The sequence below is a fragment of the Candidatus Thiodiazotropha sp. AKAK3 genome, assembly GCF_058244645.1.
In genome coordinates, this window is the sequence record NZ_JBSYOQ010000058.1 from 1 (window position 1) to 15,397 (window position 15,397).

General features: G+C 47.7%; 9 protein-coding genes. 4 read left to right on the forward strand and 5 right to left on the reverse strand.

The features are described 5' to 3' along the window. Positions 1 to 156 precede the first annotated feature (156 nt). From AC4IE7_RS14535 to AC4IE7_RS14550, 4 genes are all read right to left on the reverse strand, one after another. Positions 157 to 3,006, reverse strand: a complete 2,850-nt coding sequence (locus AC4IE7_RS14535) for an ATP-binding protein (protein ID WP_490777574.1) — start codon at positions 3,004 to 3,006, stop codon at positions 157 to 159. 31 nt (positions 3,007 to 3,037) lie between these two features. After that, entirely contained in the window at positions 3,038 to 4,396 is a 1,359-nt protein-coding gene (locus tag AC4IE7_RS14540) for an ABC transporter substrate-binding protein (protein ID WP_490777575.1), read from the reverse strand. A gap of 147 nt (positions 4,397 to 4,543) precedes the next feature. After that, a complete protein-coding gene (locus AC4IE7_RS14545; protein ID WP_490777576.1) occupies positions 4,544 to 5,902 on the reverse strand; it encodes an ABC transporter substrate-binding protein in 1,359 nt (452 codons plus the stop codon). Between the two features lie 20 nt (positions 5,903 to 5,922). Next, the gene (locus AC4IE7_RS14550) at positions 5,923 to 7,365 is read right to left on the reverse strand and encodes a carbohydrate porin (RefSeq protein WP_490777577.1); all 1,443 of its coding nucleotides are present in this window, start codon (positions 7,363 to 7,365) and stop codon (positions 5,923 to 5,925) included. A 995-nt stretch (positions 7,366 to 8,360) separates the two neighbouring features. Between AC4IE7_RS14550 and AC4IE7_RS14555 the strand changes: the two genes are divergently transcribed. Beyond that, positions 8,361 to 9,515 carry a serine hydrolase domain-containing protein gene (locus AC4IE7_RS14555; protein ID WP_490777578.1) on the forward strand — a complete coding sequence of 385 codons (1,155 nt, stop codon included), beginning with the start codon at positions 8,361 to 8,363 and terminating at the stop codon, positions 9,513 to 9,515. A 128-nt stretch (positions 9,516 to 9,643) separates the two neighbouring features. On the opposite strand, the gene AC4IE7_RS14560 is transcribed toward AC4IE7_RS14555, so the two are convergent. Then, the gene (locus AC4IE7_RS14560; RefSeq protein ID WP_490777579.1) at positions 9,644 to 10,276 is read right to left on the reverse strand and encodes a hypothetical protein; all 633 of its coding nucleotides are present in this window, start codon (positions 10,274 to 10,276) and stop codon (positions 9,644 to 9,646) included. A 906-nt stretch (positions 10,277 to 11,182) separates the two neighbouring features. On the opposite strand from AC4IE7_RS14560, the gene AC4IE7_RS14565 reads away from it, so the two are divergent. The 3 genes from AC4IE7_RS14565 (at position 11,183) to AC4IE7_RS14575 (ending at position 15,133) form a co-directional block, all read left to right on the forward strand. Continuing rightward, a complete protein-coding gene (locus AC4IE7_RS14565) occupies positions 11,183 to 11,413 on the forward strand; it encodes a hypothetical protein (protein WP_490777580.1) in 231 nt (76 codons plus the stop codon). A gap of 646 nt (positions 11,414 to 12,059) precedes the next feature. Continuing rightward, a complete protein-coding gene (locus AC4IE7_RS14570) occupies positions 12,060 to 12,803 on the forward strand; it encodes a PEP-CTERM sorting domain-containing protein (RefSeq protein WP_490777581.1) in 744 nt (247 codons plus the stop codon). Between the two features lie 719 nt (positions 12,804 to 13,522). After that, entirely contained in the window at positions 13,523 to 15,133 is a 1,611-nt protein-coding gene (locus tag AC4IE7_RS14575; protein WP_490777582.1) for a S1C family serine protease, read from the forward strand. Positions 15,134 to 15,397 lie beyond the last annotated feature (264 nt).

Consider the following 15,397-nt stretch of genomic DNA (forward strand, 5'->3'; position numbering starts at 1 on the left):
CTTACGAGTTACATATGACCGACACCTAACCGGACACCCATATACAATTTGCCAAAATCAATCACATCTGACTATCTTTAAGAATCATCAACCAATTTAGCAATGGGTGTCTTGTAGAGACTCTTAAAGCAGGTTTGCTGAGGGTGTAATTCTATTTTACTCCTCATGATTTATCTTATTCAGAGCTGACTCGGTTAATCGTAAAATAATATCCAGACGTAACTCCTTGGCTGTCGTGGCCAGAGCTTCCGCTGTTGCTGCGCTATGGGTTCGAATGGCTTCTATCACTTGGTTCACCGCAATGGTATCTAGCCTGATAGTCGCTTGCATTAATTCATCGAGTATTTCGATGGGCAACTTTGCCAGGTCGGTTGCGGTGAGCAAAGGCGCGGCATCCTTGGCTGGCAGACTCTCTTTATCGTAGACAAATCGTGTGCCAAGGTGTTTAGTCAAGGCATTAAATAACTCTGCTTCTGTAAAGGGTTTGCGTAAAAAATCATCACAACCCGCCGCCATGATTTCGCGCCGCTCCTCTTCCAGGACATGGGCTGTGAGGGCGATGATCTTGGTTTGTGCGCCTGCATCGGATGTCTTTATCCGACGGGTTGCCTCAAGCCCATCCATGACAGGCATGCGTATATCCATAAAGACCAGGTGGGGATGCCACTGGGTAAACTGATCGATCGCCTCCTCTCCATTGACAGCTTCCCGTAAATCGAAACCGAGAGGCGCGAACAGCTTGTGTAGGAGCAGGCGGTTCTCTAGTTGATCCTCAACAATGAGCAGACGCTGACTCGGTTGCCCTTCGGCCAAACCAATGATCCGGCCCTGCCCCGGTTCAACGAGACTGGTTTCAGCAGGGATGACCTCCATCGGAATCTCAAAGTGAAAGATCGAGCCACTTCCCCTTTCGCTACTGACACCGATCGTTCCACCCATTAGCTCGACAAATTGCTTAGAGATGGCGAGTCCAAGTCCTGTCCCTGCCTCCGAGGTCGTTCGCTCCTCAAGTTGTTCAAAAGGAATAAAGATTCGTTCCCTGTCTTCCTCCCGCATACCGGGGCCGGTATCCTCGATCTCGAAGCGTACCCATGTCGGCTCTGAGTCTTGCTTTTCCACAACCATGGCACGTATGGCAATGGTACCGCTTTGCGTGAACTTTATGGCGTTTCCGACCAGGTTTATCAGTACCTGCCGCAATTTACCGGCATCAGCAACGATGTACCCGGGTAGATCAGGGGATTGTTCCAGAGTGAGATCCAATCCTTTCTCATTGGATCGTACATACATCAATGATTTTATCTCTTCCAGCAATTGGTACAGAGCGATATGCGACTCTTCCAGCTCCACCCGGCCAGATTCGATCTTGGAGATATCGAGCACGTTGTTGATTAGGTTCAGTAGATGTTTGCCACTACGGGTAATGATGTTCAGGTTCTCAATCTGGTTGGCCGTGACATCCGGAGAATTCTTCATCATCTCGGAAAAACCAAGCACTGCATTCAGGGGTGTACGTAGTTCATGGCTCATGTTGGCCAGAAAAACACTTTTCGCCTTATTGGCTGCTTCAGCTTGTTCCTTGGCAAGCTGTAGTTCCTCGGTTCGTTCCACCACTCGCTGTTCCAGCGTTTCAAAGGATTGACGGAGTTGTCGACTCATTGTGTTAAATGCTGTCGCCAGTTGTCCCACTTCATCACTAGCGTTGAGATTGATCTCCACCAACTTATCTGAAGAGGTCAACGCCACCGGTTGCCCCTGTTTTCCCCGCTGAATGTTCTGACCTATACTTGAAACCGCCGCGGTGAGTGCCCGTATCGGTTTTACCAGCCGGTCAAAAAGAAGATATCCCAGAATTCCACCTACCAGCAATACAACTCCGGCGATACCAACCTGCGCGGTAACTGTTTCATTTACTTTTTGTAATGTACTTGCTGTTGACTGAGCAAAGCTGATAATCAGCCGGGGCTTTTCCTCATATCGCCACAACGCCAGGGTTTGATAATAAGACTCTTGATCAACCTCTAGGGTGCGTTGCAGTATCTGTCGGTCAATTGCCGGCTGGTTATCCAGCGCCCATTTGGCCAGGCCCTCCGGGTTCATTTTCATATCGACTATTTGAATTTGGTGCACGCCATCGGGGGAGTACAGGGCTGGAAGCAAACCGGTTTTTTCAGCAATGTCTTGCAGAAAGGTTTGGTCAAAAACTTTCCTGAACATAAAGGCTCCGATAATAACCGGTTTGTTTTGGCTGGGAGTTATTCTGCTCAGTGTTTTTTGTGTAGCAATGGCTGGATCGTCTACCAAAAGCCCTTCTGGAGAACCTAAGGTTATATTCTCTCTCATGACCGTTCGTGTAATAGCCTGCACTGGAACAATGATTTGTAAAGCCACCATCTGATTTGAGCTGAATTCAAAGCTGATGGTGGGTTGATTTACCATGGTGATATCGGAAGAGATTAATGGAGGAGGAGCGCCCTCTGACCAATTCGGCCAATTTTTGAACCCTAGCTCCCCGGCTTGATTTTGGGTTGTATTTAACAACGGCCTTTCACCAGCTCGGATTGTGCTCATGCCGGCTTCACTGGTTGTCAGATAGTGACTCAGCATATTGTCTATATAAACAGCAGCACTGGAGAAATCGGCTGTTTGCAGGATGACCTTGAGCCGGTTCAGTGAAATGACCTTGTTGAATAACAGCCCCCGTTCATGCTTCGCTGCCTGTTCAGGGTAGGTGATTAAATGTTGTGTCTTGGCATATAGGGTGGCCAAGTCACTCAAGTTGTGGGAGCCTGCAACATTTTTTTCAGCTATTGTTTTAAGATCAATGATCGTTTCTTTAAGCTCGTTTTGTAATAAGAGGAGTTGTCGGGTTAGGCTGACAAAGGCCTCGCGTTCACCCTGTTGATTGGTCAGATAGGTTGCCAACCCTATATTTATTACGGTTATTATGACGAGAACCGCAATAAAGGTAAGAAGTAATTTAGATTTGATGCTCAGTATTTTCATACAGCCAGCCGGTGACTTTTCCAGCTATTACTTAATAGTGATAGCCCTGGTGAGCCTTGATATCTTGATCAATTGCCTGTGCAGCACGGCTTAGTTCTGTTTTGATATCCGCGCCGTTGATTATATTGTCCACGGCCTTGGCAAAAGCCTTGGAGATAACAGTATACGCCGGGGTATTGGGACTGGGAATGGTCCGGTCGCTTTCAAGCTGTTGTACCAACAAGTTCAAGGGGCCTGTTTCACTATACAGCTTTGAGCGCACCAGGGCTGACTTTCGGGCCGGTACTGCTCCGTTGTTGCTGGTCATTCGCAATATCTCTTCCGGGGAGAGCAAGTACTCGATAAAAGCCCAGGCGCCAATTGGATCCTGGCAGTTACTGGTTATACCCCAACTCCAGGAACCCATCCCAGCCTTGGATCCATAACCAAAATCAGGCAGTGGCATTACAACCAGGTCTTCTCCCAATCCCTTGACATGGGGTTTGTACATCCAATGGCCCACCCAGGCGAGCGCCGCTTTTTTTGTTCCGTAAAAGTCATCATCCGTGGTGGTGGATTTACCAGCCCAACCTTTATCAAACCAACTTTGAAAATGTTGCATGGCCTCAACCGACCGGGGCCCGTCCAACACGCCACGGGCTTGCTGGTAGGTGCTGCGATCTATCAAGTCACCCCCGAAGGATTGCAGGATTGGGGCAAAGCCGTAGGTATAAAACTCGCTACGACCATAATTGACTTTCATATCGATCGCATGCTTTATCTCAGGTAGTGCGGTTAGTTTTTCCAAGGCTTGTTCAAATTCGGCGAGGTTCCAGGGGTTTTCAAAGGTCGCAATCCTGATGCCTGCCGCTCGCAGATAACGGCGATTACCGTAGACCACCATGCCGGAGTCAAACTGCCCCAGGCTGTAGAGTTGTCCGTTGAAGGTTCCCTGGGCGATGATCGAGGGTAAAAAATCGGCTTTCAGTTCCGCTGAAACAAAGCGGTCAATCGGTTGCAAGTAGCCTGACCAGGCAAAGTTGTAGACATGTCCAAGATCAAATTCCAAGATGCAGGGTAAACTACCCGACTGAGCGCTGCCAATAACCCGGTCAGCATAGGTTTCAGGTGCAAACGGCACTACCTCTTCTATTGCATATTCATCTTGCGCCTGCTCGAATGCTCTCACTGTCTTTGTAAACACATCGCCTTCCACACCATCAGGTAACATGTGAGTCCAGACACTGATAATTTTTCGTTGGCCGGTTTGACCTGAAACCGACGTGCTTGCCGACAGCGACGTTGGTGGTGCGGCGGACGCGGTGGGAATCCAGCTGGCCGTTAGGAGCCACAGACCAAAAAAAAGAGCGAGCATGGCATGAATCAAAGTGTCTTGAGTTTGGCTTAGCATGGATTGTCTCCATTCATAAACAAAAGGCCTCCCGATCACCTGGCTGTTTGATCAGATAGATCCCATACACCATATTCAGCCCGGTAACCACGACAAAAGCTGTGGTAGCGGTAAGGGATCATTTAGAGGTAATGAGCAATAGTTTCATCAGTTAATCGGATAACCCTGATGGGCCTTGATATCCCGATCGATTTCCTGTGCAGCTTGGGTTAGCTCAGTTTTAACGTCTGCGCCGTTAATAATATTTTCCACGGCTTCGGCAAAAACCCTGGAGATGGTGGCATACGCCGGGGTAATCGGGCGGGGAACGATCCGGTCACTGTCAAGCTGCTGCCAAATCAGGTGTAGAGGGCCCGACTCACTATACAGCTCCGACTCTGCCAGAACTGATCTCCGGGAAGGTGCACCACCGCTTTCGTCAGTCATACGTAGCATCTCCTCAGGGGAGAGCAGGAACTCGATAAACCTCCAGGCGCCAGAGGGATCTTGACAGTTGCTACTTATACTCCAAGCCCAGTTCCCCATGGTGGCTTTGGGGCCGGCGCCAAAATCGGGCAGCGGCATCACTACCAGGTCCTCCCCTAAACCCTCGGCGTGCGGTTTATACATCCATGCTCCCACCCAGGCGAGGGCCGCTTTTTTTGTGCCGTAAAAATCATTATCCGTGGCTGTGGATTTACCGGCCCAACCTTTATCAAACCAACTTTGAAAATGTTGCATGGCCTCAACCGACCGGGGCCCGTCCAACACGCCGCCGGCTTGCTGGTAGGTGCTGCGATCTATCAAGTCACCCCCGAAGGATTGCAGGATTGGGGCAAAGCCGTAGCTATAAAACTCGCTTCGACCGTAATTGACTTTCATATCAATCGCGTGCGCCACTTCAGGCAGAGCGGTCAGTCTTTCCAGCGCCTCTTCGAATTCGGCCAGGCTCCAGGGTTCGTCAAAGGTCGCTATGCGGACTCCTGCCGCCTGCAGATAACGTCGATTACCGTAGATCATCATTCCGGTATCAAACTGTCCCACACTGTAGAGCTGTCCGTTGTAAGTTGCCTGGGCGAGAATAGAGGGCAACAAATCCGCTTTCAGTTGCGAAGAAACAAAGCGGTCAATCGGTTGCAGGTAGCCTGACCAAACAAAATTGTAGAGGTATGGGCCGTCAAACTCCAAGACGCAGGGGAGGCTACCGGACTGAGCGCTGCCGATTATCCGATCAGCGTAGGTTTCAGGGGCTATCGGTACGACTTCTATTGTATATTCATCCTGTGCCTGTTCGTATGCACTGACAGTCTTTGTAAACACATCGCCTTCTATTCCACCTGGTAACATGTGAGTCCAGACACTGATAATTTTTCGTTGGCCGACTTGAGCCGTATCCAGTGTGCTTTTTGTTAGTGATGTTGGCGGTGCAGCTGATACGCTCGGAATCCAGCAGGCCGTAGGCAGACACGCACCCAAAAGTAAACCGAACACTGCAGCAATCAAAGTGTCTTGAGTTCGGGCTAACATGGTTCATCTCCTGTCATAGCCTAAAACCAAACCTCCATCTGCATGCCATAGGTCAAACCGGAGGTATCGTCCGAATCAATGCCCGCAGGATCGTCGAGAAATGCATTGCTCTGCGTATCTCCCCACCAGGCATAGGTAACATAGAATCGAATCTCGGGTCGTACCCAAAACCCTAACTTGGGCTGAATGGTAGGCGCGAAGGTAACTTTATATAGAGTATCCTCCAAGTGGCCGTCGGCGGTCGTGGTGGGTTCACTATCCAGGTAAACTGCCCCCGCTTCCAACTGTAAGGCGATATTTTTGTTTATGCTGTACTTTGCCCGGCCACCGTAGAGTATCTTTGTGATCGCGTTATTTTGATCCAAGCCGTTGTCGAATGCTTGGTATGCAATCACTGGCATAATTTGGAATCTGGGGCTGATTTCCATTACACCATCAAGCATGAAGCTCCATCGACTGCTCTCTCCCCAGTCGATGGAGGTCGCAAAGGGATTGGGCTGCATATAACGGTTGTTGAACAGGGTGGAGCCATAACCTCTGCCGTAGCGACCGATGATCCGCCCGGATCCACCTTCCATGATGCCGAAAAAGTCATCAAAGTTCAGATAGATGGCGGTCATCCAGCCGGACTCGGAATCCAGCTCGGTGATTTGACTGCCATCGTCAGCTAATATGGGCTCAGAAAACTCTCCACCGGTTGTCCAGGTGGGAGCGAACTGTATCAACATATTGCCCACGGCGAAGGGAATCTCCTCAATGCGGAAGTCAACTACATAGCTCGCCGGTTCGCCATTGTCAGTTATCTCGGTCGTCCCGCCCAATACTGTTTCATACTCATTTTCATCGATGAACCCAAGGGCGGCAATGCTGAACTTGGCGGATTCTCCTAGCGGGATATCGCCCACGCCCCCTCCATAGCCAGCTATGTCCAGGAACTGCCAATCCGTGATGTGCTGGTCGCCTGGGTGGCGATACCATTTTTGTCCGGCCCAGAAGGTTACACCCGGCGCCCAACTGTAATTGCCCAACTCAGAATAGAGCTGGCGCACAACCACGTCGGTCTGCTCAAAATTGTCTTCAGCTTTTGGCGCTACGACCAAAGTAGCTACAAATTTAGCGAACGACTGATCATCAGTTTCAATGTTCTTAATGAAGGATAAAGCTGTATAGGCATCATGGGGTTCATTACCTAGCCGCCAGTAATGCTCATCCAAGCCACTGGCATCATAGTTCCAACGAAACTGGTTGCCGGTGCCGCCATCCTTATTCCAGCCGAAACCTGCACGGGAGTATGCGTGAAACTCAAAGCCCTTAAAGTCATCTGCTTTTTGCTTTGGTTCGTCCTGCAACTTTTCCTGCGCTTTTTCTGCCTCAAGTTTTTCTAGCTTTTCTTCCATCTGCTCAATCGCTTGACGCAGCTCTGAAAGCTCGTCAGCATAACCCTGCATTGGCTGGCAAAGCATGCACACTATCGTAACAAACCCTAAAATAGCCCAAGGTTTTGAATTTACGTTTCTAATCTTTATATGATGCATCAAAAACCCCCTGCAAATTACCGCCTACAGAATCAATGCTAAGTTCCTCTGTATAGATGCTGGTTGCGCCCCTCTTAAGTTCATGTTTCGTGGGCAGGGGCGATGAACCGTATGTCGAACAAACCCGCCGGCCTACTACGGAGTCAGTTGCAATAAAGTGACCACAACACCCCTGCGTTAGCAGGAGGTTGTACATCCATTCATACGAAGGGTAAGAAGATCTTTACCTGGTCCTACAATGGGATACCGGATCCGGTTTTTTTATATCTCGAAGCGCAGCCCTACCCATTCTGGGTATTCCCGGTCTGCTACCATAGCCCTGAGGAGCACACTGTTATTCCCGGCTTCCGAGCGAAAGTGAACTACATATTTATAGTATAGACATCAATTGGTATCTTGAAATATACATACTTATACACTCGGTTATTCAGGGTTATGACTATTAACCCGGCGACTAAGTATGTCGTCTTCAGCCGAAGTGTGCCTGCCTGCGGCAAGGCATCAAAACGCCGCTGTAGCACTTTTACAGCAAGTTTTGATAACGCAGTCTGCAGGCAGGCACACTTCGGCCTGTCTTATAAAAATCATAGTGTTAGAGGTTTCAAGCCTGCCCTTGCTCAGTGTTGCGGCTCTTGACAAGGGAACAACCATTGCCTGCACCCCAAGGGCACTTCCTTCGGGGCGCGGCTAACCCCTACCAGACTCGCTGAATGGTATAGAATCTATGACGAGGTACACTAGATGATGGTTCAGAAATTATGTGGGCATCAAACTATCCACGAAAACTTAAGAACCTACAAGGAATTGTCAAAGCAAAGAATGAGTTCCTGCAATAGAAAAGCACTTACCAATCAGCTGCACAGGATTAGCTCCCGTCGGTCGCTCTCCTGTGATCTGGGTCGTTAGAAGACTATGTTGCCGTTATGAAAATTGCCATTCTCATCATTGCCGCGCTTCTAGGTCTTGTGATTACTGGTATCGCTTACCTGAAATATCGTATGGTCAATACGCCTGACAAGAAGAATCTTGAGGCAGCGATTGATGCTGAAGTCAAAAAGAGTATGAAGGGCGGGTTGTTTCCTGGAATAGTTGTTGGCGTGTACAAGGATGGCAGAACGTTTATTAAAGGCTATGGAGTCATTAACAAGGAGAGCTCGCAAAGGCCAGATGCCGAGACGGCGTTTCAGATAGGGTCAGTCAGTAAGATACTGACCGCGCTGCTACTCCAGAGGCTCTGCGATGAAGGTATTGTGTCGATGGACGCCACACTAGGAGAACTCTTAGGTAAGTCGATGGCACTGTCACCATCCGTTAGGAGTGTGACGCTACGACAGCTTGTCACTCATACCTCAGGGTTTCCTCGTGTACCTCGATCACTTAGCGATAAAATTAAAGAGGCGGAGGGCGATGACAAAAACCTGATGCTTGACCCCTACAGCTACCTGGGTCCCCGGTACATTTTCGACTACCTGAAAACCGCCGAGGGAAAAAGAAAAGCGGGTCGGTTCGTGTATTCCAATTACGGTATGGGGCTGCTGGCACATGTTCTCGAAGTGGTTACGGGTGATGATTATGAGTCCATGGTCAGGGAAAAGGTCCTGCTTCCTCTTGGCATGCACCACACCGCTATTACTCTCTCGCCAGAGCTCAGGGCAACACTCGCACAGGGGTATAACGCAAAGGGCTTACCAACACGAGCGTGGACCTTTGCGGCGCTTGGCGGAGCTGGTGCCTACAGTTCCACCACAGAAGATTTGACAACGTTCATTCAAGCCAGTCTCGCGGAGAGTGGGTTGGCCTCACAACTCTTGCTGAAGATGAACAAGCGCCAGTTCAAAGGGGATACCGGCACCGGATGGATACAACCATCATATATCGACCGCTTCGTCGGCAACCACTCAGTGGTTTGGCATAACGGAATGGTAGGAGGTTATGCCTCCTATCTGGCCATAGACAAAAAGGCTGGCACAGGAATCGTAGTTCTTACCAACCAGGCGAGCGCTACTGAAATGTTGGGGATGATGTTAATGCGTCAGGCGCGCACTCAGTCATGGTCATCGAGTACGTCTTCTAACTGAAAGCAATAAAGGCAATCAGGAGAGACATCATTTAATGTCGTGATGATTAATAGTGAATACATTGGAGCTGCATGACAGCTCCAATGCTAGTTGGTTGTGGCAAGTCAAAGATTAGGTCTCATACTCATCTATCTCTTAGAAAAAGTATCAGCACTAAACTCCATTAAATCAGAGATCATACGAAACCCATAAGCAGGTCTTTGTAGTGACTTGGTTTCTACAATAGCGCTTAGCTTGAAGTTATAGACAATGGTGGGAACCGCATCCTGGTTATACGAAATGTTTTCCAGGCAGGTTATTTTTGTCCCAACCTGCCATTCGTTGAATGCCAGTTGTTGTTCATTCCTGCAGGAAAGGCCGTGATTATTATTTCCCAGGACAAGTTGACCGCCTCCTTCAGTAGATATGTTGTAGCCAGTATAAAATTCTGAAATAGCTGTCCATAGGTCAGGATTGGCTTTCGAGGCGAGCAGGGTGTTTTGTAATTCAATATAGAAGCTTGTGGGTTTATTTATTGTTTCCCCTTCATGAGAGATCAGAAATCCTTCGCGTGATTGATCGATCAATATCGTGTAGCACATTTTTGTGCCGGGAAATATGCCGATATCCCCAAAGATGTCTTCATTGGCAACCGGGTAGGATGGATTGACTCCCATATGAGTGTCTTTGACTTTGCCGCAAAACTGATAGAGTTGTTGTGCAAAAAGGTTACCTGATAGTGTAATTGAACAGATTAATATCAATCCCTTGGTGAATCCCATAAGTTAACTCCCTGTCATTGAACGTGGTTTGTTTAAAGAGGCTAAATTGCCACCTCTTTTGTAGCAAAAAGTGGGCCTGGTTGATTTATCAATATGTTAGGTGGTTACTGGATATTAACTGTAAAAAGTACCGACAGTTTTTCGGTTATATGATATCAGTTATCGAATACAATAAAGGGGTAATTAACTAAGAATAAACAAGATCCCCATTCTTAGAATTCTTCATTCTTTCGAATAAAGCAATAAGCAATCAGGACATACATCATTTAAAATAAACAATGCCCACCAAGCATCAAATTGTTTGTGTTGGAATAAAGTTATGACCGCCATCGTCTAACCCAGGAGGTTTGTCGAGTATCTTCTTCTAATTAATCGATCTAGATGTAGTTGTCCCGAATAAGGAGCAAATATTATCCTGCCAAAAACAACGACTCTCCTTGATATTATTATTGCGTTATTTTCAAATGTTGGGTGTCCTCAATGCCGGCATTGACATCACAACAGCTATTACTTGGAAATCTTCCCCATACACTTTCCTTGTAATGTTTTTTCGTAGATCGGCGCATTACCGCTAATACCTTATACAGTAAATATATTCGTTAACTGTTCTTTTATATTCGAGGATTTTTTGTGCAGATCCACACATTTTTTATGAAATGAGGTCCACCGTTAAATTAGTTGATTGCTTATCAAATACAAACGTGCAACGATTCTTTGTCCGCTTTATTAGAATGGATACTGTGGAACCTTCATTGTTTGTGATTTCGTATTTTCATGGTGATGAAAGTTTCACATGTTATAACAGTGTTATTAAATGAAACGCAAATTTAATGGAGTAAAATATGCGCAAATTAACTACTGATGAATTGATCAATATAACTGGCTCTGGGTTACTTAGTTCAGTTATTGGGTCACCTATTGGGGGCGCCTACCAATATCCTGGGTCTTCTACTGGGGGCGCCTACCAATATCCTGGGTCTTCTACTGGCGGCGCTTACCAATATCCTGGGCCTTCTACTGGGGGCGCCTACCAATATCCTGGGTCTTCTACTGGGGGTGCTTACCAATATCCTGGGTCTTCTATTGGGGGCGCCTACCAATATCCAGGGTCTCCTGGCTGGTAATGAGTATTGTTAAATAGCATATCTCTTGGCCATAGTTATGGCCAAGAGATATAAAATACAAGAGACAATCGATCATCGAATGAATTATTTATGGGGCAGCGAGAGGATTTCCTTACTGCGTAATTTAATTGCAGTTATTACTTGAAACCGCGCAGGTACATTTTGAGAATTTCTCAGTATTAGACACGAAATACGAATAAATAAGACACCCATCCTCAAACATTTAATATCATTTTTCACTCGTTATTGGTTCGGCGCACTGGATATCATCGTTATCCGTTATTTTAACCTTATAGTTAAATTTTGTAGTGGGGTATAAGCAGTAATCCTAGTGTTGCTATCTACAGACTTTGCACTTAATTAAACTTAGTTAGAATATGATCCAGTTGAGATACTCAGACTTGTTCAGTGTGTTGAATCTAGATTCCGTAGTTGGGCATTAAGATTTAGTTGTGATGTTGGTTAGAGAAGATATTAAAAAGTTGATATCTCGTTCGTGAACAGGCTTCATTTGTAGGGATAGTTGTCGGTAAAATTTACACTACTCAAACGAGTTAAACACTATCTCATTGAAACGCTCGGTTTTTTTATTGTGGCTTAGGAATTGCTTTCCTTCTATTTACGGAGTAGTCGAGATAAGTGAACAAGGAGTAACCACAATGATGAAACTACACCATCTTTCCTTAATCATCTCAGTTTCATTTCTGGCGAGTATCACGACAGCAGATGCTATCCCCTTGTACTATACGTTTGAAGGGGTTGCGAGTCAGACTTCTCATAATCAGACGAACAGCAGTACTTACAGTAATTTAATGGGGGTTTCGCTTGGTGACCCCGTGTCCTACGTTTTTTTTGTGGATGATAGCGTTTCCAGTGGAGTACAGCCGGATGGCTCATTTCTAAATTACGGTTATTCAGTCAGCTATCCTGCCAGTACGATACGTCACGAATTCCTCTATTCCTCAAAATTGATCAGCGGCACAGGGCTTAGTATCGATAATCAAACACCTAATGCCGTATTTGACGGTCAATTTGATTACTCTTCTTCAGTTACATCGCCATATTACGAAACTCCGGCGTGGTCTGAGTTGGGTTTTTTCGGCTATGCCGATAATGGCACTATTTCGATATGGACTGAGCCCACTATTAACCAATCGAGTCTGGGGGGATATGATGATTTGGTTGCGTGGGTTGCAAATAATCCTTTTGGCATTATGAACAGCCTTAGGTTAAGTGACGACGCAGGAAGCAGTCATTTTTTCGATCATTATCTAAGTTTGACTTCCATCTCAGTAACTGCACCGAATGCTTCAGTACCAGAACCATCAGTCCTATATTTGATGGGTATTGGGTTGTTGGGGATTGGTTATCTACGTACTAGAGAGCTATTCTCAAAGAGCTAACTGATTAACCTGGTAATCAAATAGTCTACTTTCAGCACAGATGGTTAATGGTGGGGCCTGCCCCACCTTTAACCCGTCTGACAATTCAATATACAAGACATCCATTCTAAAAAACCTTCATACTTTCGAGCCAGTAAAACAGGCCAGTCATCCCAACTCGTCCCTAGTATCAAGTTTGAAGTTAAAGAGACCGGACGTGATGGGTATCGAGTCTACGGGTAAATGATTAACAATATGTCTAATGAAGCTTAAATTACTGTTCGGCGCGAACATGTCATGTACTTAAGGGAGCCGTTATATGGCTCAGAGCCCTTTAATAGATACCTTCACCCTTTGTCCTTACAGCCCTATCCCTTGAAAGAATACGTTAGGAACTTTTTTCGGTTGACCATGTTTTTTGGTGTAATATTTTATCCTTTTTATAAGTGGCGGCCGTTGACGGCAAGCTGCTACTGGACCTGGGTATACGCACTACATTAGTGCATTACATTTTCTGAAGGACAATAGGAAGTAGTGATTTTCTTCCCGTATGATGCTTGGCTGGCTGAATAGTTTTCCGCGGGTGGCATATTTTATAAGGCCTCACGCAGAATAAATGAGGCAGAGAACACGGTTCGTAAAGATATGGCCCAAATGCTGCGTAATACCTGCTTGTAGGTATAGATTGAGATGTCGACCGGTTAAATGCGGTTGTCACAGCAGTTGTGAGGTTATAGGTCGTGCGGTTATCAAGTTGGTTTTTTTCATTTCTTTTTCTCCTGGCTTCCCATGTGCATGGCGCTGACTGGAAAGATGCTAAGGATGAGGCATCTACGGGCATAGTCAGGGTGTACGTCATTCACGAGACCCGAGAGCACCTTAAGCCCTACCGCCAAGGCGATCTGACGCAGCGAATGGGCACCGGATTCTTTATTGATGAGCGTACGCTTGTCACCAACCAACACGTTATAGAGGGTGCACGTTCCATTAAGGTCGAAGGTGTGCACAGTAAAGAGAAGTTTGCGATGCGTCTCGCATCCAAACCTAGCATTCGGTTCGACTTGGCAACGCTCGAGTTTGTGGATGAGAACGAGCGTGAACGATTTCAACGGATCAACGGCCCCATCGGTCCGCTCGACTGGGCGACCTGGGACGAGGCCCGCCCCGGCGGCCAGATTGCCGTACTTGGCTTCGGCAACAGCGAGAAGCTCGTTGCCACCCAAGGGATTATTTCCAGCTGGGAAGCACGCCACGATCTCTACCAGCGGCGACTTGATCATGTCACCCTGATCAGGACCGATGCCGCAGTTAATCCAGGTAACAGCGGTGGACCGGCAATCAGTCCGAAGGGTCGGGTGATAGGCATTAGCGCACGCTACGGTGCTGGCGAGAACATCGGTCTGCTGATTCCGTTCAGTACTGCTAAACAGGTTGTCTCCGTGATGTCGAAAGAAGGCCAGTTTATCAAGACCAACACCGGCGTTATTTCCTACAACCTGAACCCAGTCTCACGCAAGGCGTTACAAGTCAGCGCAGAACAGGCTGGGCTGGTCGTCTCGCATGTGCTTGAGGACAGCCCAGCCTCAGCCGCTGGCATCAAACGCTGGGATATCGTTACCGCGGTCGATGAGCATACCATTGAGCATGGCGAGATTGACCATCCGGTCATCGGCAAAGTGCCCTGGTGGTTCGTCGTCAACACTGCTCCGCCTGGTACCGAACTGAAGCTCGATATCAAACGGCAGGGAGTCGACTCAACGATTAACCTGGTGATGAAGCCAACCGAGATACCACGAATCTGGTTGCCGACAGAGGGTGCTGATTACCCCTTGGAGTGGGGCTACCTTGGCGGTCTGGTCATTACCGAGGTAACCCGCGAGCTGCTCGAGAAGATTGAAAGTACCGGTAACTGGCGTTGGGATCTTGTGAATGATGCAGCGCCCGGTAAAAAAATCTTCATGGTCAGCAGTATCGAACCCGGTACCCAGGCGATGAGCTATTCAGAATACGGCCTGGACCTACTGCAACTCAGGGTACTTGCCATAGACGGTCGCCCGGTTGAATACTCGCTCGGCGAACACCTTGACCGCTTGTATGCATCGATAGATCAGGGCAGCGCACCGCCATTCGTCACCATCGAACTGGAAAAGCACATCTCGATCCAGTTCGCAACTGATCAACTGGTCGCCGATATGGCGGGGTTGGAGGACCGCTTCCCTGGCATCGTTCGGCGTGCCATTCAGCCGAGCTATGAAGATGCCACGATGCAGGCCAAAAGAAACACGCGGGGCGCGTCGCATCGCTGGTTACATAAGAAAGAAGAGACTCGGGAACTGGATAGCCAACCATGAATCGTGGTCGTTTGATAGTCGCAGTTGCTGAAAAGGTCTATTCCGCTACAAATAGTTCGATCCTATTCAGTATGTGGGGAAATTAGTGGTCGGGGTGAGAGGATTCGAACCTCCTGCTCCTGCCTCTCGAAGAGAGTACTCTGCAGCTAGCCAGCGATGATGATGAAGGTGTTAGGTTTAGTCTATCGCATCATCGCCACGCATCTGGATAAGAAAGCGGGCCATATGCACCAAATGGCCAAGAGAAACTTGATATGTAGGGTG

Coding starts and splice junctions, on each gene's coding strand:
- AC4IE7_RS14535 (WP_490777574.1), bottom strand. CDS start 3,006: ATGAAAATACTGAGCATCAAATCTAAATTACTTCTTACCTTTATTGCG.
- AC4IE7_RS14540 (WP_490777575.1), bottom strand. CDS start 4,396: ATGCTAAGCCAAACTCAAGACACTTTGATTCATGCCATGCTCGCTCTT.
- AC4IE7_RS14545 (WP_490777576.1), bottom strand. CDS start 5,902: ATGTTAGCCCGAACTCAAGACACTTTGATTGCTGCAGTGTTCGGTTTA.
- AC4IE7_RS14550 (WP_490777577.1), bottom strand. CDS start 7,365: ATGCTTTGCCAGCCAATGCAGGGTTATGCTGACGAGCTTTCAGAGCTG.
- AC4IE7_RS14555 (WP_490777578.1), top strand. CDS start 8,361: ATGAAAATTGCCATTCTCATCATTGCCGCGCTTCTAGGTCTTGTGATT.
- AC4IE7_RS14560 (WP_490777579.1), bottom strand. CDS start 10,276: ATGGGATTCACCAAGGGATTGATATTAATCTGTTCAATTACACTATCA.
- AC4IE7_RS14570 (WP_490777581.1), top strand. CDS start 12,060: ATGATGAAACTACACCATCTTTCCTTAATCATCTCAGTTTCATTTCTG.